Here is a 20,900-nt window from a genome sequence, read left to right on the forward strand (position 1 = left end):
CCTTATGTCACTGTTCAAAAAAGCGACAATTCGACATTCACTTTTCATTATCTTAATTTTTATAGTTCTTACTACCCTTCGTTTACTATGGTTAGCATACTTTCTCCCTTCGAGTAGTCAACCAATTGCCCAAGAAGGTATATTTGACATTCGTGATCAGGCGCTAAACGATAAAGAAATGCTTCACTTAAATGGTGAATGGCTCTACTATCCCGGGTTATTAATAGACCCATTAAACACAGACAATAACAAATATCCCCGATTATTCGAGCAGTCTATCCGAACGATTCCTACGCGAGATTCTGAGGCAACGACACAACGATATGGTACATACCGTTTAAAAATTTTACTCAATGAAAATGCCCCCAAAGATAATCGTTATGCCATTCGGATTCCTGCAGTATCAACTGCTTCAACATTATATATTAATGGGGAGCTAGCTGGTCAGTCAGGAAAAGTCGCTACTGATTCAAATAATCATAAAGGGCAAGCCGCTCCATACACTGTATATTTTACGAATGAGCAACCTGAAATTGACTTAATTTTACATGTATCAAATTTTGATACACCAGCAAGTCCTATTATTGCTAAAAGAGTTCTATTTAGCTCTGCACCAGCTATGGCACATCACGAAATAATTACCGATTTATCTCTTACTGCCATTTCAGTAATGCTCGTATTGTTCGCACTCTTTAGTATTCTTGTGTTCCTATTCATCTATCGGAAGCCAATTGTATTACTTTTCACAGTAGGTTTTCTTTTACCATTAACCGATGAATTAATTACCTATGATCGATCCATACTTGCTTGGCTACATCTTGATTATGTATGGTCGTTTAAATTATTTTCTATCATCTATCTCGGTTCTTCTTTTTTCTTTGTTCAATTTTTGCGTATTTTACTAGTGAAATATCGTAATGCTAAATGCTTACAGTGGATCTTTGCTATCTATGCCCTTGGAGCATTTTTAACTGTCGTTTTACCGATTGATTGGTTATACACATTAAATCCTCTTTTCTTCATACTTTATGGCGTTTCATTTTTATATGTAGCAGCACTCGCTTTAAAAGAGTATCTTGAAAATCAAAAACAAAGTTCTGTTTTTATTGCACTGACGGCTATTGGTTCAACGAATGGCATTATATGGGGATTTATCAAATCCATTTATGTCTTTGATATACCCGTTTATCCATTAGACTATTTATTTATCATGCTTGGTTTTTCAGGTTATTGGTTTAAACATTTTTTTGAAAATAAAGAGCAAATTAATCAATTGATTGCCAAATTACAAAAAGACGATGAATTAAAGGATGAATTTTTATCCAGTAGTTCTCAAAAGCTATGGGATCCTATGAATAAAATGATTACCTTAGGACAGACCATTTATGATAATCCAAACAATAAGCTTGCAGCTGATGATAAACAAAACCTAAAGCTGTTAATTGATATTGGGAGAAGCATGTCCTTTACATTAAATGACATACTTGATTTTACTCGTTTAAAGGACGGTAATTTGCATCTCAATAAAAAAAACGTCAGCATTCAAGGTGTCGTTTATGGTGTTTTCGATATGTTAGGCTTTATAACAAGTGGAAAACAAATTCAAATGAATTCTACCATTGCTAGAACATTTCCTAATGTAATGGCCGATGAAAATCGATTGATTCAAATCCTTTTTAATTTTTTATACAATGCCATTAAATATACAAGTGCTTGTTCTATAGAAATCAGTGCACATATTGAAAATAATCTAGCTGTAATCCATATTCGTGACACTGGATTAGGTATGGATGATGACATTCAAAGTCGTCTGTTCTCCCCTTACGAACAAGGAAATGATAACGACGATCGAATCGGTCTCGGGTTATTAGTTTCAAAGAAGCTTATCGAATTACACGGAGGAACTTTGCAAATACATTCCGTTCCGAACAAAGGATCGGATGTCTATTTCACATTACCATTAGCAGAGGAAAGTTTAAATAAGGAGCAATCCTACATAGAGCCAGAAGATATATTTTCTCCTGTTGAAGGAAATACGTCTTTAAACATAGTGGAAAAACAATTTAAAATTTTAATGGTTGATGATGATCCTATAAACTTAACCATTATGCGTAGTTTATTTGCAACAACAGCATATGCGGTTACTACTGTTACTAGCAGTGAAAAGGCATTAAAAGCATTACAGCAAGAGGATTGGGATTTAGTCATTGTTGATGCGATGCTCCCTTATATTTCTGGCTATGCATTAATTGAAATTATTCGAGAACATTACTCATTACTTGAATTACCGATCTTATTGCTAACAGCACGTAATTATCCTGAGGATGTTTATACTGGTTTTGTTCGTGGAGCTAATGATTATGTTACAAAGCCTATTAATTCTCTTGAGCTAAAAGTAAGGAGCAAAGCCTTAATCGATTTAAAATATAGCATCAATCAACGACTACATTTGGAAACAGCTTGGCTTCAAGCTCAAATACAGCCACATTTTTTATTTAATACATTAAATACAATTGCATCACTTAGTACGATTGATACAGATCGGATGATTGACTTAATGCATCATTTTGGTGAATATTTACACGCAAGCTTTGATGTGCGGAATCTACAACGAGTAGTACCACTTAAGGATGAACTAGAGTTAGTGCGCTCATTTCTCTATATTGAACAGCAACGCTTTGGGGAATTGTTAAACATCGAATGGGATATCGATGAAACTATAAACATCGAAATTCCCCCTATCTCCTTACAAACTTTAATAGAAAATGCGATTCGTCATGGTGTCTTAAAACAGGAACAAGGCGGAACAGTTTGTATCCGTATAAAGGATTTCCCAGATTATGTGGCAGTAAGTATTATAGATGATGGCGTTGGGATAGATCAAAGTAAATTAGAGGAGCTACAATCAGGTAGCTATTCAACAAGCTCTGGCGTAGGATTACGTAATACTGATTTACGTCTTAAGAGGATTTACGGACAGAGATTACAAATTCAGAGCACCTTAAATGAAGGAACAAATGTCACCTTCCACATTCCCAAAAATTAATTAGCCTATTCATGATTATCAAAGAGCCATCACCTTCTCAATTGAGTTTGTGGTGGCTCTTCTCTATTATTTCAAGTTACTATTACTATATAAATGAAAATATTTATAGCTCATCACCAAAAGTTTAGGATGACATTTGTTAAAACGTATGCCATGTATATAAGTTGAGTGGAGACTGGGCGACTCCTCGGGGATCAGCGATAGAGGAACGAAGGCTAAAACCATCACGTCCTGTGATAACGCCTTCGTGACCAACATCATGTTGGCCCGAGACCCTGGAGCGCAAGCGAAGCGGCTCATCGGACGCCCCCAGGAAGCTTTGCTCTGTGCGAAAGCGTAGTGCTAACGTAGCGTCAGCAACAAATGTTTTATCTGCGCGAAAGCGAAGCGTCAGCGGCAAAGCGCCCAGTCGGAACGGAAATCAACCCCACGTTATAATTATGAGCCATATTTATGGATTCTTAAATATCAGGGTACATTAAAAGTATATAAATAAAGAAAGGTCGATACTATGTACAAAATATACATAATAGAGGACGATGCTACTATTTCAAAACTTATTGTCGAGCATTTATCGAAATATCAATTTGCATGCTACACTGTCCAACAATTTAACCGTATAGCAGAAGAATTTCAAGCTATTCAACCCCATCTAGTAGTCATGGATATTAACCTCCCAACTTATGATGGGTACTTCTGGTCACGCAAAATCCGCCAGCTGTCAACATGCCCTATTATTATTGTATCTGCGCGTGTGAATGATATTGATCAAGTATATGGCATTGAAAATGGTGCAGATGATTTTATTACAAAGCCCTTCTCGCTAGATGTATTTATGGCAAAAGTGAACGGCCTAATTCGTCGTACATATGGAGAATATGCTTCCTCCGATTCTAATTCTATAACAATTACCAATACTACATTAAATCCAGATACTGTTCGGCTTCACACTGAGGAACATGAGAGCCTGTTAACGTTAAAAGAGATGCAGCTTAGCAAGTTACTATTTGAAGCTTACCCAAATGTTGTATCTCGCCAAAAGTTGTTAAGTGCTATTTGGGATGATGAATCCTTCGTTGAAGAAAACACTTTATCGGTTAATATTGGTCGGCTTCGCAAAAAGTTTGAAGCTATTCAATCCCGTTTAGAAATTAAAACAATTCGTGGACTTGGCTATCAATTAGTGGAGGCAGAAGAATGAAGCTTTTCTTTCGAGATCATGTAAGTGTAATTATTCTTTATTGTGTAAGCTTCCTATTATTACCTTGGATCATTCATTCATTGGATGATTTATCATCACACTATTTTTATTTTATCTTTCTCGTTAGCTTTCTATTTATTATTTGGCTAATTGGTCGTTATTATCGTAGAAAAAAGCTCTATGCTCATTTACAGAAAGGCATATTAACAAGCGATGACCTCCATCTGTATGAACCACAGGCTATGATTGAGCAAGCTTATAGCCAAAAACTACGACAAATGCAATATCTACACTTAACACAACAGCAAATTTTAGAGGAGCAAGGAAAAGAAAAGCAGCTTGTCCTTTCACATTTTGCTCATCAAATGAAGACCCCATTGTCGGTCATTCAACTGATTATTCAATCTGATGCAAATAGTCAATCCGAGCACTGGCAAACTATTAATAAAGAATGTGATAAGCTGACGTTTACCCTCAACCAGCTGCTAACTTATGAACGCACATCCAATCTAGTAGCTGATTTAAAAATAGAGGCACTCTCATTAAAAGAGATTATTCAGGAGGTCATTAACGAGTTAAAGGATTATTTTATTGCCAAAGTGGTTTTCCCAAAAGTGATGCTTGCTGAAAATAATATTATTTATTCAGATCGGAAATGGTTAAAAATCGTGCTTTATCAAATCATCAATAATGCCATTAAATACGGTGAGTCTGAAAGTTCCATCCAAATTATTTATGACGAAGCTATTTTAAAAATTAAAAACTGCGGAGATACGATTCCCGATAGCGAAATTTCACGTGTCTTTGATCTTTTTTATACAGGTGTAAAAGGAAGAACGAGCGGTGAAGCAACAGGTATAGGCTTATATTTGGTTAAAAAGATTTTGACTGCACTAGAGCACCCTTTTACCTTACAGTCCCACGAACGCTTCACTACCTTTTCTATAGGCTTTTCAAATAGCGTGAAAAAATCATGAGTATTATATGACAACTTTGTCATATTGACGTCATATAGCCAAATAGGTAAAATGCTGCCCCTTCTTTATACTTAAGCTATTCAATCGAAGTAAGGGAGTTGTTCAAAGTTGGGAAACTCAATCCTACAAGTAACCAATCTACAAAAAGAATATATCGGAGAAATCACATATAAGGCATTGAATGGTATAGATTTTAAACTTGGTGAGAACGAATTCGTAGCCGTTATGGGGCCTTCTGGAAGTGGTAAAACTACATTTTTAAATAGCGTATCAACAATCAATCGCCCTACTGCTGGTGAAATTCTTATAAATGGTAGAAATCCTTATTCATTAGATGATGAGGAGCTTGCAAAATTCCGCCGTTCAGAATTAGGCTTTGTCTTTCAAGATTTTAACCTTGTACACACATTAACAGTGAAAGAAAATATTTTATTGCCACTAACTCTGGATAGTCTACCTGCCAATAAAATGCATCAACGACTTACACATATATCTCAATTTCTTGGCATCGAGGAGCTTCTTCCAAAACGAATTTATGAAATTTCTGGTGGACAAAAACAACGTGTAGCTATTGCACGTGCGGTTATTCATGAACCGAGTTTATTGTTGGCCGATGAACCTACAGGAAATCTCGATTCAAAGGCAGTAAATGATGTCATGAACTTATTTAGTTCTATTCATACCGAACTGAAAACGGCCATTTTAATGGTGACGCATGACCCTTATGTAGCAAGCTTCGCAAATCGAATCATTTTCATTAAGGATGGTAAATTATATAACGAAATTCATCGTGGCAATAACCGTAAACAATTTTACCAGGAAATCATGGACACGCTTGCTTTTTTAGGTGGTGGACAACATGAGCTTTAATCATATCGTTGTACAAAATATTTTACGTGACAAATGGACCTATGTTTCGTATTTCCTTAGCAGTATGTTTTCTATCATTATTTTCTTTTTATTTACAGTCATCGCTTTTCATCCAAGTCTTAATAGTATGGACCCAGACTCAACACTCGGCATTTCATTAATGTTAGCGAGTATGCTCGTCTATTTATTTTCATTTATCTTCATTGCGTACTCCATAATGGCGTTTTTGAAGAAAAAAACAAAAACACTAGGCATCTTTATGATTACCGGTGCATCCATGAAACAAATTCGAACACTAGTTTTTCGTGAAAATATTCTTATTGGTGTAATGGCGATTATTGCAGCAATCGTTCTTGGACTTGTCATTACACCACTCTTCTTAATGGGTGCCAAGGTTGTGTTAAAAGCAGAAACTTTCGGTATGTATATTCCGATTAAAGCAATCGTTTTAACTGTTGGTTTATTCCTTGTATTATTTGTTGTTATCTCAAAAATAATGACAAGATTTATTAATAAAGAAGCGTCAATTCAGCTTTTAAAAAGTGATATTGTCATCGAAAAATCGATAAAATCTCATTATCTTTTATTAATTATTAGTATTACTATTTCCGCCACTTTAGCCTATTTATTAAAAATTGATCATGACATTGTAGTTAGCTTTGGTATTCTTTACTACATCGTGTTTTTCGCGAGTATTCTTTCTACAATTTATCTAATCATCTCACAAGGAATGTGCTTCCTGCTAAAAATCTTTGAGAAATCGCCAGCCTATATGCGGAAAACAAATATGTTACTGGCTTCCAACCTCAATGCAAAAATGAAGTCGCACGCAAATATGCTATTTTTAATAACGATTTTAATAAGCGGTGTATTTTTATGTACAAGCATTTTATTTAGCTCCTACTATAATGTTGCAAAGGACAGCGAAGCGAACTATCCCTATAGCTTTCAATACATCGCAGATCCTAAGGCTGATGCAAGCATGGTAAAAGCTGATGTTGAATATCTTGAAAAACAATTATCTACAGTGGATTCGCAAAAATACTTTATTGAATTTAAATCGAATGAAGATAAACGACTTGGTTATATGTCAGTTTCAAACTATAATCTGTTAAAAAATCAAACCGTTAGCTTAAATAACAATGAATTTATAGCTGTCGCTGGTAATCATAAACTAGCACCAATAACGAATATTGATGAAGACCATTATCTTAAGCATTTAAAGCTTGCGTCTGTAGATGAGAGAAACTTATTATCCATTGGGTTCCAGCAAACATATTTTATTGTACCCGATCATTTATATAACAATATCGACTACCCTGTTTATAAAACTTATGTATTTGAACTCGACAAGTGGACAACGCATACAGAACTTGCGAGAACAATCATTGAAGAGATCCCAACTATATCTCAGCAACGGTATGTAGCTTCAAAAATCGACTTATATGACTCAGAACTGTTTGTAAAAAGTGTCATGTTCTTTATCGGCTCTATGTTGAGTTTGATTTTCTTGAGTGCCGCTATGAGTTTACTCTACTTCTATTTACAAACGACACTTCTCCAGGAAAAAGAAAAGTATTTAGGCATACGGAAGCTTGGTTTATCCAAAAAAGAGTTATTCACTGTAGTTTCTAAGGAGCTGGCAATCCTCATATTTGTGCCATTTGCGATAGCGATTACGATGTTGTTTGTTACTTTATTTGCTATGCGAACAATGGTTTCAACCACATTTTTAAAAGTCTCTTTGATGAGTTCTGTATGTTTCTTTATCCTGTTCTTCGTTAGTTACTTATTTATTCGTAAAAACTACTTTAAACGTTTACTTAGCAATTGATAAAAAAAATTCGCACTCCACTTAGGGTGCGAATCTTTGTTATGGAGAAATCCTTTACCATAGTACAGGCTTTGCTACCATTAACCATAACATGATGAGCAATAACAAAATGTACATCCATGCTTTCTTATGTAACAATGAAGCAAACTTTTGCTGATCATAGGCAGGTGTATTAAATGTTCGTAAAGTCGGTTTGAACGCTCTTGCTAAAAAAACGATAGAGGCAAGCAATACAAGAAATGTAAGCACAATCCACGAGGTACTCCATTGATAGCCCGCATGCCACATTAATAAAATACCCGATGCAACAAGGACATGTCCCGAATGCTTGACGATTGTAATTGCTCCTTTAAAAGCCTCAATATACGGTGACATCTCAACATGGGATGCTGTACGCATTTTCTTAACAATTGGTAAAACTACAAACAATGGCCCAATCGAAAGGATGGCACTTAAAATATGTATATAAAGAAGAAGTGTATAAATTGAAATCAAGGTGCATACTCCCCTTTTAACTTTTTTCAGCAAGTATTTTGGTAGCGAAAGCAAAGCGTCAGCTACAGAAGTCCCCCACCTCTTAGGTGGTGAGATGAATGCGGGTTTAAGTTACTTTTTCAGTGGGTGTCCAAACACTTGTACCTGCCGCTACGCTTTCGGTACAGAAGACATTTGCTGAAATAGAGGAACTCAGGCTAAGACCTTCACATCCTGTGAAAAAGCCTGAGTGACCAACATCGTGTTGGCCTAAAGCCTCCGGCGGATGTCGGTCCCCCCCTCATTATAGCACTCAACATATGCGTGGCTTACCGGCAATTGTGAATCCTTTGTAAACGCAAATTGAATCATTGTTAAAATTGTTTGAAATCTACACAAAGAGGGTATGGATTATAGTAACATGCACATATAGAACAAGAAGGAGTGATTTTTATAGGAATTCATCAATTTTTTACAAGTCTTAATGACCTAGAGCGTATTATTCGTTGCCCCGGACGCTTTAAATTTGAAGAGCATAATGTGGCTGCTCACTCTTGGAAGGTATCACAGTACGCCATGTTCTTTGCCACACTCGAGGAAATGAATGGAGCTACTGTAAATTGGAAATCGTTATATGAAAAAACCATCAATCATGACTTTGCTGAAGTGTTTATCGGCGATATTAAAACTCCAGTAAAGCATGCGAGCCCCGAGCTTAAACAAATGCTTGCCCATGTAGAAGAAAAAATGATGGAGAAATTCATTATTAATGAGATTCCACAAGAATTTCAGGCTATCTTCTTTGAGCGCATGAAAGAAGGCAAGGACAGCACGTTAGAAGGTCGTCTACTTGAATTTGCTGATAAGCTTGACCAATTTTATGAAGCCTTTGCTGAATTAAAACGTGGAAACACAGACAAAGAATTTGTGTATATGTATCAAACAGCTCTTACCAAGCTTTTAGTAATTCCCCTCGAAGCTTCAGTTCACTATTTCCGTACTGAAATTTTGAAGGATGCCGTGAAGGAAAAAACACATATTGATATTCAAGCTTTGACAAATGAAGTATTAACATCAAATTAATATGATGCATGTACAAGTTTTCCGGTGAATTAACTCACGGAAGGCTTTTTTTATTATATCAATTATGCCTTGTATAATTGCGTCTGGAATCGGCTTTGTGCTTAGGCCTGCAGATGTTTTTTGTGCGAAAGCACAGTGCTAACGTAGCGGCAGCAGCACCGATGCAGGTCAGTTAGCCGTTATCGCATGGATGCGATGATTTTAGGCTAACATCCTTTGTGAACTCCTTTCCGATTCCGTGACATCCGCTGAAAATTAACTTAAACCCGCATTCATCTGCTGAAAGAAGTTAAAAAGTCGTATAATGGAAGGAGATCGATTGGAGGGAAGCTTTTGTCACAGGAATGTTCAATTGTAGAGGATTTAATACCTTTGTATAAAAAACAAGCGCTCCAAACAAGTACTATAGAATTTGTTGAACAACATTTAGCTAATTGTGAGCATTGTCGTCAGCTCGCTACTTTACAGCAGTCACTAGTTTATAAATTCCCCATGAAAAGTACATTAACATTTTTTCATCTTGTTTTTATCGTGCTATCCTTTATGTTTGCCATTAACTCATCCTTACTAGGCAATCATAAAAGCTTTGTTGTATCCTACGCAATTTTCGGTTGTCTTACTTACTTCTTTTACAAAAACATTTGGATCGTTTTTGCCATTAGCTTTGTGCCTGTTTTCGTCTGGGCCGTCATTAATAATATTAATAATCCACTCTATGTCATCGACTATTCCTTTACGGAAATTGGGACACTGCTAATTGGAGCTAGCTACATAGCTATTTTACATACTATTTTTGCATTAATCGGTGCTGCTTTTGCTATTATGTTGCGCAGGCTGAAAAAATAATGTGCCATCTTGCAAAAAGAAAAAAGAGTCGGTTTTGAATAGCATCCCAACATCGTTTCCTTCGTTGGGGCTCTTCATTCCCTCGACTCTTTTTATAGTTATTATGCTTTTTTTACGAACTCTGACTTTAATTTCATTGCACCAAAGCCATCGATTTTACAGTCAATATTGTGATCTCCTTCAACGAGACGAATGCTTTTCACCTTTGTCCCAATTTTTAATGTTGAAGAACTACCTTTAACCTTTAAATCCTTAATAATTGTTACGGAATCACCGTCTGCAAGTAGATTGCCATGTGCATCCTTCACAATTAGTGTATCTGACTCCTGCTCTGTAACATCTGTGCTCCACTCATGCGCACATTCTGGACATACAAAATTCTTTCCATCCTCATATGTGTATTCAGAATTACATTTCGGACAATTTGGATAAGCTGCCATTTCCGCTTCCTCCTTTTATTTTTTTTTGCTAGGTAAACCCTATTTATGCTCTTATCTTTACATAATCTATCCTATTTAGCAAAGGTTGTTCGTATTTTTCGTTCTCATTTGTGAATAATGTATGGAGGAGTTTCAAGTATTTTGGGTGATGTTCATTCCAGTCCTATATGATTTGGAACACTTGCCCATTGACTTTTTTGCACAAACCATCTTACTTGCAAGTTTGTTTATCATCCTTTATTATATCCTTAAAGGCTGCATTGTTCGTACAATATTAAGTTTTAACCTTTAAGCTGTAAAAGGGAGTTTTATTATTGGAGTTGGAATGACGGGCCTCACACCATGGTGCATGAGGATAAGCAGGAAAGCTTCTGCGAACACCCACTTTGAGGAGTGGTGGTTTAAAACTTTCTATAATAACTACGGCATACGCGGCTTTTTAAATTTAATCTTACTAGCCACATGGCTTTGAAGCGAATCACCCTTCATTATTGGAGGGTGATTTTTTTATGTGAATTTCTTTCGTGTGCAAATCGTGTGCAAAAATTTAAAACAATACGTTATAACTCTAGTCACAAAATTGCATTCATTAGTCTTTTCATCATCGCTGTAGTTACTTTGTGAAGCTATGATGTAACTATTAGGCTTCTCTACACAAAATGTGATACGAAGGATCTCGAGAAGCTTTCACTTTTAATTATTGCTGAAGAGGAAGAAGATATTCAACCAGTGGTACAAAATCAAATTAGCACAGCTGATGAAATAATAAAATTCAAGTAGTTGCTGGTGAAGGGATTCTTACTCAAGATGAATATGATACTAAAAAGAAACAGACCTTACCTTAATAACCCTTATAATTTACACATGATTCAATATTTTCATGAAAAAGTTTGTATTCCTGGCATTTGAAATTCGTTCCTTACAGACAATAAATTCACTTAATATACATATTTATACACAAAAAAAATAGATTGCCAATGCGACTTTGGTAACATATACTAATTATTGCAAAATAAATGCAAAAAAATAATTTATAGGTGGTTTTGTATATGGTTCGAACTATTCCAGGTTCTAAACAAATTAGTACATATGTTACAAACAATTCTAATAATCTCGCGAAAGGTTTAAATGAAATTGCCTCAAAAAGAATATCAAACTCAAGCACTAGTAATCCATCTAAAGGCAGTGCACAAAGGGCTACACAAATTATAACTGATTCAAGATCTGCAGTAGAAAATGGTTTAAGGTCATACATTACTAATAGAGAATCTAATTCAAGTTCTTACAATTCAACTAATATTAGTTCAGATTATCAAATAATTTATGGAGTTGATTCATCTAGAATTGGTGGTACAACAATTAACAATCTCTATTCTACTAATAGCATGGACGGTGTGAGAATAGCATCGTTAGATTCAGTAGAAATTTCCGATGAATCAAGACAACTATATGTGGCTAAATCTTCAAATAAATGGATGGATATCGCAGAAAATGTTTTTGATATAGCAACTGATTTTATTCCCGGAATTGGTACTGCAAAAGACATTTATAATGTTTACGAGACATTAACCGACTCTAAATCATCTGTTAAAGATGTGGCATGGGCTTTGGCTGACTTAATTCCTGGTCCAAGTCTCACCAAGTTAAAAAAACTTGCTGATGTAATTATAGATAAATATGATTTAAGTTCCTCTATTACAAAAAAATTAAAAGATGCTTTAGTGAAAACAACGGCTAAAAAAATCGGAGATATGAATATAGATGCTACGAAAAAACTTGTTAACGCATCTGAAGGTAGAGGTCTTGATGGACACACAAAAAGAGACCATGTAGAAATTACAGATGAAAGAATGCAAGAACGTTCTAAAACCGAAGCTAAAAGAGGGGCTAGTAAATTTTCAAGCCATAAAGTCATGCAAGAATTTGTTAATACTGTTCTAGTTGACGAAGCTGATAAGATTGCTTCTTGGTTAAAAACAAACAAAGATGAGTTTGTTTCTAGTAAACACAAATCTAAAACCCCTTTAGGATATGGATACAAATATCTTGGAAAAGGCAATTATAAAAGATCTGACAAACTTGATACAGGTGTAGTAGTACTACAGAGAGATGATAGTAATGAATATGGCTTTATTGTGAAAACAGCATATCCATATGTTAAATAATCAAAATCTTGAAGTTTTATTTATGGTTTATTAACATAATTTTTATAAGCTTTAAAAGGGGTTGAAAGAATGCAATCAAAAAGAGATATAATGTTTTATGATTTGCCAAATGAAGAACTAGAAAGAAAAATAAGAATTTCTTTTAATGATATTACTTGCTTTTATAACAGAGATATGGCGATTCAAGCTGTCAATGAAATACTGAATATGCATAGTGAAGAAATTGCTCAATGGCTATGGGAAGACTCCAGTGAGTCGCGTAGACGTATTAGATTAGAATCTAACCATCAATATCCAATTGGCTACGGTATTTCACAGCGCACAAAGCATAAGTATACAGATCTAACAAAAAGTTATATCATTTTGGAAAAATCAGGATTTAACGAAGAAGGATTTTACATTATTTTTACAGCACCATTAATAGAAAACAAGTAATAAGGGAGTAATCCGAATGGAAAACCTTGATGAAACTAAGTATTTTTTACAAGCTCATTTTTACCCACTGATTGAGTGGGAACAACTTGAAGATGCAGTTATCGATCATAGGAAAGTTTCTAGAGAAGAACGCTTAAAATTCAAAGAAGAAATCCTATATCTTAAACAACTGTTAAATCAAAAACAATATGAAAAAATACAAAATATTATTAATATTAATGACTTGGAATCTACCCAAGTATATGATGTTAAAGAAATACAAAAACTAGTGAATGAAATTTTACCTCTTATCGAGAAATATGAATATAAAGAAGACATTTCTTATATTCCTTTGAAAGCTCTAACTTATACGTTTGATACAATTATTATTCCAACGAAAACATTTTTATCTTTTGACTTTATTACTATTGATATTCAAAGAGAAGGGGATACATTTATTCAACATTTCAAGCAGGATTTGCAATATGTTGAAAAGGCCTTTAAAGAGAATGATGAAACAAAAATTGAAGAAATACTGCAAATTTCGAATAAAGAAGGTGTTTCTATTTTTGAATCTGAATATAGAGATTCTTTTATTCAAGAAGTTATGGAGAAATTATCATAATATCGGGTAGGGGGCTAGCTAGCCGATCTCTCACACCACTGTACGTACGGTTCCGTATACGCCAGTTCAATCTATGTATTAAAATTACTATGTACTTAATTAATTTCCATTAAAATGCACTATACAAATAAAATTTATAAAGGAGTAAGGCAACATGGATTCATTTTTAATAAATAATAAAATATGTAATGTTAATATCGTTCCTTATGAAGACAAATGCGGACTAAGAGACGATGGAACTTATTTGATTTGTTATAGAGGGTGGAATGTCGATTTTCACTACGATGATAAAGAAATACTATACGCTTCTATATCTGAAGAAGGACCTTATTTAATAAGATTCGGAAGCTCTCCATTTCCTACTTTCGGTAAACATATAGAAATAGTAAAAGAATACTTACAGGAAAAACACGGAATAAGAGATTTTCAATATTATGACCCAGACAGTGATGAAGTTAGTTATGTAAATTTTTAATCTTAGATTAGAAAATGACCAAGACGGCAATTAAGCTATCTTGGTCTTTAATGTTTCTTTCTTACCCACCTCGATTGCTCTCACATCTGATTAATCAGCTACCAAACTAACTTTTCCCCTTTTTCGGAACCACGCGAATGACAATATCCTCTTTTTCCGTACTCCTTGGCTTGGTATCATTCTCACGCAAAATAATAACTTTCGGCTGCTGTTGTTTACCCATGGTCGTTTCACTCCTTGCTCTTTTAATCCGCTGCATAGACTCTTGGAAGCGTTATATATCTGATTCATTGGCTACATAATAACGTTCGAGGGTTTTAATGCATTCGGCTGCAGCATCGTTGAATGTTGGATTATTCACTTTTACAATGTTTAATCTCTTCTCTGCGTAGATCAGTGATTGCCAATTTCAATTTGTCATACGATAAAGTCATGTCTCGTTAGCTCCTTTCCGTTTCGCCTTTTCGGCATACGTTTTCTTATTGGTTCCATGCTGTTGCGTAGAGCGTCAATTAAGTGTATAAGCTGACCTTCTTTATCCTTTGCCCATGTATAGTTGCTAAACTCATTAATAGCATTGGTACAAGATGGGTGAATAATAATCTTAAACTGTTGCAAAAATTGAATCCCGGCTTTCACGCTGTCAGGTCCCTTGTCTGCCTTCACAATTCTTTTTATGCCATATCGTCTAATTTCCTCTATACTTTTCGGTTCAGCACTGTCTGCAATGAATAATTTCTACCCCCCAATGCAATTTGTTGTCATTTGCCATCTCTTAAAAGCTTTCGTAGCCTGTTTATGCGCTGTTATGAAGTGGCGTAATTGTAAATGAAGGCTATCATTGATTTCTGATTCTTCAGTATAGTGCTGCGGATCAGCCCACATAGCATAGTATTGGTTACAGCATGGCGTTTTGCGTCTGCATCTCGGACGATAATCTAAGCCCCAGCGTTCAATTAATTCTTCCTGTACCAGCTGACAGCGGAATTGAACGAAGCATTGACGAATCAACTCTTTCACCTCTGGTTGGATACGGAATCGGTTGATTGTGCGATAGGTTGGTTCATACCCTTGAGCTCTAGCCACATCATCCGAAGACTATCTTTTAAAAGCGCTTCAATTTTGCGCCCTGAGAAGACAGATTGCGTGTAGGCACATAAGATAATTTTAAGCATCATGAGTGGATGTTAGGCAGGACAGCCCTCATTTCGAAGGAATGGTTCAAACGCTTCGGGCGGGATACTTTCGATTAAATGGTGGACATCTAAGGCAATATCATTCTTTTGTAACTTCACTTCTAAATCTAAAGGCAAAACTAATTGATTCATGTTATAATCTTTAAACATAAGGATTCTTCTTTCTGTATAATTTTGTTGTGGTGACTTAATTTTATCAGAAGTGGTCCTTATTTTTTTATGAAAAAAATTTAAAGAGATGGGTTTTGTCCCAGCTTTTTTTTCAACAATCGAGCACGATTATTTAAAAATGATTGTGTCTATCTCAAGGTTAGATCCATTTTATGGAATTACATCTTTAAAATCTGCTTATGTGTTAAAATTCCTCTGTATTGTTTTTCATCTAAACTGGACAAGAGAGGTATTTGAGATTTATGGGAGAATCTTGTAATTTGAACTGCAGACATTGCTCTTACAATCAAAATGTTTTTTTAGGAATTGGATTTAGGTATATAAACTTGAGTTCGATTTTAGAATGGTATGAGGAAGAAGAAGGTCGGCAATACATCAGAGAGTTTATTAATAACAAGGAAACATCTTTTGAATGCTATGATGGTCTATATGTTTGTCAGAAGTGTTGTTACCTACTAAATAAAGTACACTTACATATAAAGTCAGGAACCCAATCTTACACGAACACTCATACTTGTCCTCGATGTAATACTCAAATGCCGCCAAAGCCTTTAGTTGATATTAATCAAAGTGATGTTCTAGATTGTCCAAGTTGTGGGCAAGAAAAGCTAAAGGTGAGTTTTTATATGGATTGGGACTAGGAAGTTGGTTCTTAAAATTTCCTTATTAAACCAAAAGAAGCTTTAGCAAAATGACTGTGGAGTTATTTTACAGTCATCGTATTTTTCAATATTTTCTACAATCGGGTGCTATTCTAAAGTAATGATAAAAGTCCAATTTCTTAGTTTAAATGTTGAGAAATTGGACTTTTTATATTTATTTACAGTGCAAAACAGCTCTTAAAGATGCAAAATAACTCTCAAAGTAACACCTTGATATTATTGCACTACCCATTTGGCATCAATACTAGTGTTAATTAAAGCTATAACTTAACACATATTAATACTATCTCCGAACAATATACCCTTTTTTACGAGGGCCTTTTAATTTCTTATCAACAGTCTTATTAACATCTGTGGAAGGCTTTTTAATTGGTTGTTCTAAAATATCATACATAGTCATTTGTTTTTGTTCTTCCATATCTTCTACTCCCCTCTCTACCATCCCAGCAATTTTCTATATTTGGTCTATTTGTGTACGACTATCACGCTCATTAAGATTTATATGCTGTTCCTTCTATATATGATGATTTATTAGATTTATTACTTAAACGCCCTATAGCCTTTCTATTGACCCTAACAAATACGGCTCTTAACGTACTAACGGATTAAGTAAGGTTATCAATTTTTTATGTACTTTTGTCTCCTAAGTTTCATATTTATGCGCGCAATTATTTGTTAAATAATTTCCAAACAATTATAATTTATAGTTGTAAAATATTGTTATATATCCATTGTTTTTTACAAAAGGTAATATAACGAAAGGAGTTATCGGAATGAGTAAACCAGAATTATATGTTAGTTTAGCAGTTGGTCCAAATACAGGTATGGAAGCGCATGCCTTACGTTCGACCCTTGAGTACTTTGGAGCAAGAGTTACAGTACATTGGATAGGCAGACCAAATGATCTTATTGATTTGTTATCTGGAGAAGATCGAGATGAAAAGATCGATTATTTAATTCTAAATTTCCATGGTGATGAAGGAAGATTATGTATGAATGAGCTAGGAGAAGATGTTTATGAAAGAAACGAGCCCCGCGGGGAATTTTTTGGTCCTGAGGAAGTCATGCGTTATTCAAAATTAAATGATATAAAAGTTATCGCTGCAGGCTGTACATTAGGCGTTGAACAATTAGCATCGGCATTCTTAAAAAGTGGCTGTCATTCTTATATCGCTCCAAACGATTACATAGACGGCAATGCAAATCTAATGTTTTTAATACGATTTATGTATGAAATAATTAATAATAATAAAACTCAGCAAGAAGCTTTTGACATTGCAAAACCTTTGGATGAAGACACTTCAATGTATCAACTTTATTTATCGTAAAACATATCTTTTATATCTAAATGACATACAAAAAATAACCAGGTATTCACGATGAGCGCCTGGTTATTTTTTTAGACGGTTAGTAGACTTTTATACAAAAATTAACTTTTTTAGTTTGAAATTTGTGTTTTCTTAAACATTGAAATCAATACCACACCTGCTAGTGACACAATCCCTAAGAAGAATAATAAAAATCCAATTGGAATCAAGAAGAAAGGTTCTTCTAAAGTGCCATCTGCAGCTACATTACTCCCAATGATTGCCTTCGCAATAAAACAGATTACTCCTAAAAGAATTGGTGTAGTTGCAATTACATATTTTGTTTTCATCATATCTTCCTCCATTAAAATTAGTTTAATTATTTTTTTGATATTCCAAGATATCACCTGGTTGGCAGTCTAATACTTCACATATTTTTTCTAATGTTGAAAATTTGATAGCTTTTGCTTTTCCAGTTTTTAGAATCGAGACGTTTGCCATTGTGATACCCAGTTTTTCCGATAATTCCGTAACACTCATTTTCCTTTTTGCCAGCATCACATCAAGATTAACCACGATAACCATGTTACACCTCAAATCGTTAATTCGTTATCCTGTTTAAGTTCACTTGCTTTACCCATCAAATAAGAAAGTAAAGAAGTGAATACAGCAATAACTACTGCAAAAAATAGAATAAGCAAAAGAATCATTAAAAGATTAGTATTGTAGTTCCCACTAATAAATATATAAAGCAGCGCGATGACATATAAAACTCCTTCTGTCATTGCTAAAACAGTTATACGTTTTAACCTATTTGCATTTTTTAATGTGAAATCGTTACCTATATTAATATCTGAACAGATACTCCAACCTATACATAAAGAAAAAAAGTAAGGAATGCCAGTTACCCAAATAAAAGCAATGAAAGGTTTATATACCTCTTTTAATGAACCAGAATCTAACAATATATTCTTCCCTGTCTCTGGTCCTACATAGCTACAGAACAACAAACCAAATAACCAACAAAATACAATAATTATTTTTAACCACTTTGCTAATTCCTTCTGCTTCATATTTCACCGCCTTCTCAACTTTCTAATGCTAGAATAATCGAAAAAACATCCTTAGTCAATATTTTTTTATTGTAAAACGATAAATAATTATTATTTTATAATATAAGCGATTCAAATCAAAAGACCAGATGCTCACAATAAATTACAGTTTACAATACCACCCATAATTCTTGAGATGTAGTCAATAGCCATAAAGCTGATTTAATACAGTCACTCCACTTCTAGACCATCCACGGCAAAAGAGATGATTGTGCCAATACTGTAGCAATCCATTTTTCCATTTGAACAATTCCTTTTTGCATAAAAAAAAGCCCTCCACAGATGTGTGGAAGGCATAAACTCAAACGTTTGTGATTTTATAAAGTACAATCGATATAGAACAACTGCTTCTTTTTTCTAAATTAAATAACCATACCAACAATTGTAGCCGTTAAGATACTAACAAGTGTTGCTCCGTACAACAACTTTAAGCCAAAACGGGCAACTACATCCGCTTGCCTTTCATTCAAACCTTTTACTGCTCCGGCAATAATACCGATCGATGCAAAGTTTGCAAAGGATACAACAAATACAGAAATAATAGCCAGTGTATGTGCACTCATAGACTTAGCTACCTCTCCAAGGCTTGCCATTGCAACGAATTCATTCGTTACTAATTTGGTTGCCATAATTCCTCCGGCAGTAATAGCTTCTACCCATGGTACACCCATTAGGAAAGCTACTGGTGCAAAGATATAACCCAATAATTCTTGGAAAGATATACCGATACTCATTTCAAATAGTGAATTGATTAAATCCATTAATGCTACGAAACCAATTAGCATAGCTCCAACAATAACAGCTACTTTAAATCCATCCAAGATATATTCGCCAAGCATTTGAAAGAAAGTTTGCTTATGTTCATCTTCAATCGTTAAGATATCTTCACTTTCTTCTACGCTATACGGATTAATGATTGAAGCAATAATAAATCCACCAAACAAGTTCAATACAATCGCCGTTACAACATATTTTGGTTCAATCATCGTCATATATGCTCCAACAACTGACATAGAAACGGTAGACATTGCTGAAGCGCATAATGTATACATTCGCTGTGGAGAAATCTTATCTAATTGTTTTTTTACAGTAATGAATACTTCCGATTGGCCTACCAGCGCAGAGGCAACAGCATTATATGATTCCAATTTCCCCATACCACTTACTTTACTTAAAAATAAACCTATCCATTTCATGAAGAAAGGAAGAATTTTAAAATACTGCAAGATCCCTATCAATGAAGATATAAAGATAATCGGTAATAATACACCTAGAAAGAAGGAAAATTCTCCTTCATTCAGTACACCTCCAAAAACAAATGATACGCCAGTATTTGCGTAAGACAATAAATGATCAAATACATTTGTTATTCCTTTGATTAGAACATAACCAAATTTTGTATTTAGCAGTACTACTGCCAATACAAATTGGATGATTAACATAAGAACTATGTTTTTATATTTTATTTCTTTCTTGTTTTTACTCATTATCAGAGCTAAACCAAAAACAAGTAGCAATCCACAAATGGATATTAAGTATCTCATAAGTTCCTCCATAAATTTCAATAATAATTTTTAGACGTTCGACCCCAAAACTACAAAGCCATTCTTTCGCTTCTTTATGTTTCAATATCGAAACTTGAAGAAACAGTCATAGATCTTAATTTAAAAAAGTAGTCAGACGTCAGACAAACAATTTCACTATACAGTTTTTTAACTACCTATTCAATAGTTAATAGAAAAAAAATATGTAATCACTTTCATCATGTTAGAACCTTCTTTATTGTGTGAAATTTTTGATATATTATGTCCACCGTTTAAAGAAAACTCAAATAAGTAATATTAAAACAAATATGTTCCGTTCGTTTAAGTATAATATTCCATAATCCGTATCAATTACCAATTTTCAGGCTCATCACCATAACGTGTGGTTGATTTCCGTTCCGACTGGGCGCTTTGTTGCTGTCGCTTCGCTTTCGCACAGATAAAACATTTGCCGCTGA

The 20,900-nt window shown here is 34.5% G+C and carries 21 protein-coding genes, 1 other RNA gene and 1 pseudogene; 14 read left to right on the forward strand and 9 right to left on the reverse strand.

Features of this window, described 5'->3' with window-relative positions:
• Positions 1–4: 4 nt before the first annotated feature.
• The 6 genes from ACVWXS_RS21675 to ACVWXS_RS21700 all read left to right on the forward strand — a co-directional run bounded on the left by ACVWXS_RS21675 (position 5) and on the right by ACVWXS_RS21700 (position 7,928).
• The gene (locus tag ACVWXS_RS21675; protein WP_456960108.1) at positions 5–3,046 is read left to right on the forward strand and encodes an ATP-binding protein; all 3,042 of its coding nucleotides are present in this window, start codon (positions 5–7) and stop codon (positions 3,044–3,046) included.
• Between the two features lie 326 nt (positions 3,047–3,372).
• Complete coding sequence (locus ACVWXS_RS21680) at positions 3,373–3,528, forward strand: hypothetical protein (protein WP_456960109.1); 156 nt, start codon at positions 3,373–3,375, stop codon at positions 3,526–3,528.
• A 29-nt stretch (positions 3,529–3,557) separates the two neighbouring features.
• Positions 3,558–4,247: a response regulator transcription factor gene (locus tag ACVWXS_RS21685; RefSeq protein WP_456960110.1), complete on the forward strand. Its 690-nt coding sequence runs from the start codon at positions 3,558–3,560 to the stop codon at positions 4,245–4,247.
• Positions 4,244–5,224: a sensor histidine kinase gene (locus tag ACVWXS_RS21690; protein ID WP_456960111.1), complete on the forward strand. Its 981-nt coding sequence runs from the start codon at positions 4,244–4,246 to the stop codon at positions 5,222–5,224. Before ACVWXS_RS21685 ends, ACVWXS_RS21690 begins: the two co-directional genes overlap by 4 nt.
• A gap of 108 nt (positions 5,225–5,332) precedes the next feature.
• On the forward strand, positions 5,333–6,094 hold the full coding sequence (locus ACVWXS_RS21695) for an ABC transporter ATP-binding protein (protein ID WP_456960112.1): 762 nt from the start codon (positions 5,333–5,335) through the stop codon (positions 6,092–6,094).
• The gene (locus ACVWXS_RS21700) at positions 6,084–7,928 is read left to right on the forward strand and encodes an FtsX-like permease family protein (protein WP_456960113.1); all 1,845 of its coding nucleotides are present in this window, start codon (positions 6,084–6,086) and stop codon (positions 7,926–7,928) included. The genes ACVWXS_RS21695 and ACVWXS_RS21700 overlap by 11 nt, the downstream gene beginning before the upstream one ends.
• Before the next feature lie 54 nt (positions 7,929–7,982).
• On the opposite strand, the gene ACVWXS_RS21705 is transcribed toward ACVWXS_RS21700, so the two are convergent.
• Positions 7,983–8,423 (reverse strand): hypothetical protein, encoded by a 441-nt coding sequence (locus ACVWXS_RS21705; RefSeq protein ID WP_456960114.1) that lies wholly within the window; start codon positions 8,421–8,423, stop codon positions 7,983–7,985.
• A 423-nt stretch (positions 8,424–8,846) separates the two neighbouring features.
• Between ACVWXS_RS21705 and ACVWXS_RS21710 the strand changes: the two genes are divergently transcribed.
• A complete protein-coding gene (locus ACVWXS_RS21710; RefSeq protein WP_285399723.1) occupies positions 8,847–9,485 on the forward strand; it encodes a YfbR-like 5'-deoxynucleotidase in 639 nt (212 codons plus the stop codon).
• Positions 9,486–9,818: 333 nt separating this feature from the next.
• Positions 9,819–10,331, forward strand: coding sequence for a zf-HC2 domain-containing protein (locus tag ACVWXS_RS21715; RefSeq protein WP_456960115.1), 513 nt, complete (start codon positions 9,819–9,821; stop codon positions 10,329–10,331).
• Positions 10,332–10,432: 101 nt separating this feature from the next.
• Here ACVWXS_RS21715 and ACVWXS_RS21720 read toward each other — a convergent pair whose 3' ends face one another.
• A complete protein-coding gene (locus ACVWXS_RS21720; RefSeq protein ID WP_456960116.1) occupies positions 10,433–10,771 on the reverse strand; it encodes a zinc ribbon domain-containing protein YjdM in 339 nt (112 codons plus the stop codon).
• Positions 10,772–11,020: 249 nt separating this feature from the next.
• Here ACVWXS_RS21720 and ssrS point away from each other — a divergent pair.
• The 5 genes from ssrS to ACVWXS_RS21745 all read left to right on the forward strand — a co-directional run bounded on the left by ssrS (position 11,021) and on the right by ACVWXS_RS21745 (position 14,450).
• Positions 11,021–11,213, forward strand: a non-coding RNA gene (gene ssrS, locus ACVWXS_RS21725) — 6S RNA.
• Between the two features lie 607 nt (positions 11,214–11,820).
• Entirely contained in the window at positions 11,821–12,936 is a 1,116-nt protein-coding gene (locus tag ACVWXS_RS21730) for an RNase A-like domain-containing protein (protein WP_456960117.1), read from the forward strand.
• A 69-nt stretch (positions 12,937–13,005) separates the two neighbouring features.
• Positions 13,006–13,371, forward strand: a complete 366-nt coding sequence (locus ACVWXS_RS21735) for an RNase A-like domain-containing protein (protein WP_456960118.1) — start codon at positions 13,006–13,008, stop codon at positions 13,369–13,371.
• Between the two features lie 16 nt (positions 13,372–13,387).
• Positions 13,388–13,975 (forward strand): hypothetical protein, encoded by a 588-nt coding sequence (locus tag ACVWXS_RS21740; protein ID WP_456960119.1) that lies wholly within the window; start codon positions 13,388–13,390, stop codon positions 13,973–13,975.
• Positions 13,976–14,129: 154 nt separating this feature from the next.
• Positions 14,130–14,450 (forward strand): hypothetical protein, encoded by a 321-nt coding sequence (locus ACVWXS_RS21745; RefSeq protein ID WP_427523647.1) that lies wholly within the window; start codon positions 14,130–14,132, stop codon positions 14,448–14,450.
• A gap of 417 nt (positions 14,451–14,867) precedes the next feature.
• On the opposite strand, the gene ACVWXS_RS21750 is transcribed toward ACVWXS_RS21745, so the two are convergent.
• The 3 genes and pseudogenes from ACVWXS_RS21750 to ACVWXS_RS21760 all read right to left on the reverse strand — a co-directional run bounded on the left by ACVWXS_RS21750 (position 14,868) and on the right by ACVWXS_RS21760 (position 16,897).
• Positions 14,868–15,179, reverse strand: a complete 312-nt coding sequence (locus ACVWXS_RS21750; protein ID WP_456960128.1) for a terminase large subunit — start codon at positions 15,177–15,179, stop codon at positions 14,868–14,870.
• Between the two features lie 222 nt (positions 15,180–15,401).
• Positions 15,402–15,796, reverse strand: a pseudogene (locus tag ACVWXS_RS21755) (transposase); the annotation flags it as partial.
• A 966-nt stretch (positions 15,797–16,762) separates the two neighbouring features.
• Positions 16,763–16,897, reverse strand: coding sequence for a hypothetical protein (locus tag ACVWXS_RS21760; RefSeq protein WP_285399732.1), 135 nt, complete (start codon positions 16,895–16,897; stop codon positions 16,763–16,765).
• Between the two features lie 355 nt (positions 16,898–17,252).
• On the opposite strand from ACVWXS_RS21760, the gene ACVWXS_RS21765 reads away from it, so the two are divergent.
• Positions 17,253–17,807: a delta-aminolevulinic acid dehydratase gene (locus tag ACVWXS_RS21765; RefSeq protein WP_456960120.1), complete on the forward strand. Its 555-nt coding sequence runs from the start codon at positions 17,253–17,255 to the stop codon at positions 17,805–17,807.
• A gap of 110 nt (positions 17,808–17,917) precedes the next feature.
• Here ACVWXS_RS21765 and ACVWXS_RS21770 read toward each other — a convergent pair whose 3' ends face one another.
• The 4 genes from ACVWXS_RS21770 to ACVWXS_RS21785 form a co-directional block, all read right to left on the reverse strand.
• Positions 17,918–18,136, reverse strand: a complete 219-nt coding sequence (locus ACVWXS_RS21770) for a DUF3955 domain-containing protein (protein ID WP_456960121.1) — start codon at positions 18,134–18,136, stop codon at positions 17,918–17,920.
• A 25-nt stretch (positions 18,137–18,161) separates the two neighbouring features.
• A complete protein-coding gene (locus tag ACVWXS_RS21775; protein WP_456960122.1) occupies positions 18,162–18,371 on the reverse strand; it encodes a helix-turn-helix domain-containing protein in 210 nt (69 codons plus the stop codon).
• Positions 18,372–18,379: 8 nt separating this feature from the next.
• Entirely contained in the window at positions 18,380–18,859 is a 480-nt protein-coding gene (locus tag ACVWXS_RS21780; protein WP_456960123.1) for a DUF2975 domain-containing protein, read from the reverse strand.
• A gap of 401 nt (positions 18,860–19,260) precedes the next feature.
• Positions 19,261–20,442: a NupC/NupG family nucleoside CNT transporter gene (locus tag ACVWXS_RS21785; RefSeq protein WP_456960124.1), complete on the reverse strand. Its 1,182-nt coding sequence runs from the start codon at positions 20,440–20,442 to the stop codon at positions 19,261–19,263.
• Positions 20,443–20,900 lie beyond the last annotated feature (458 nt).

The organism is Lysinibacillus sp. TE18511 (assembly GCF_054062295.1).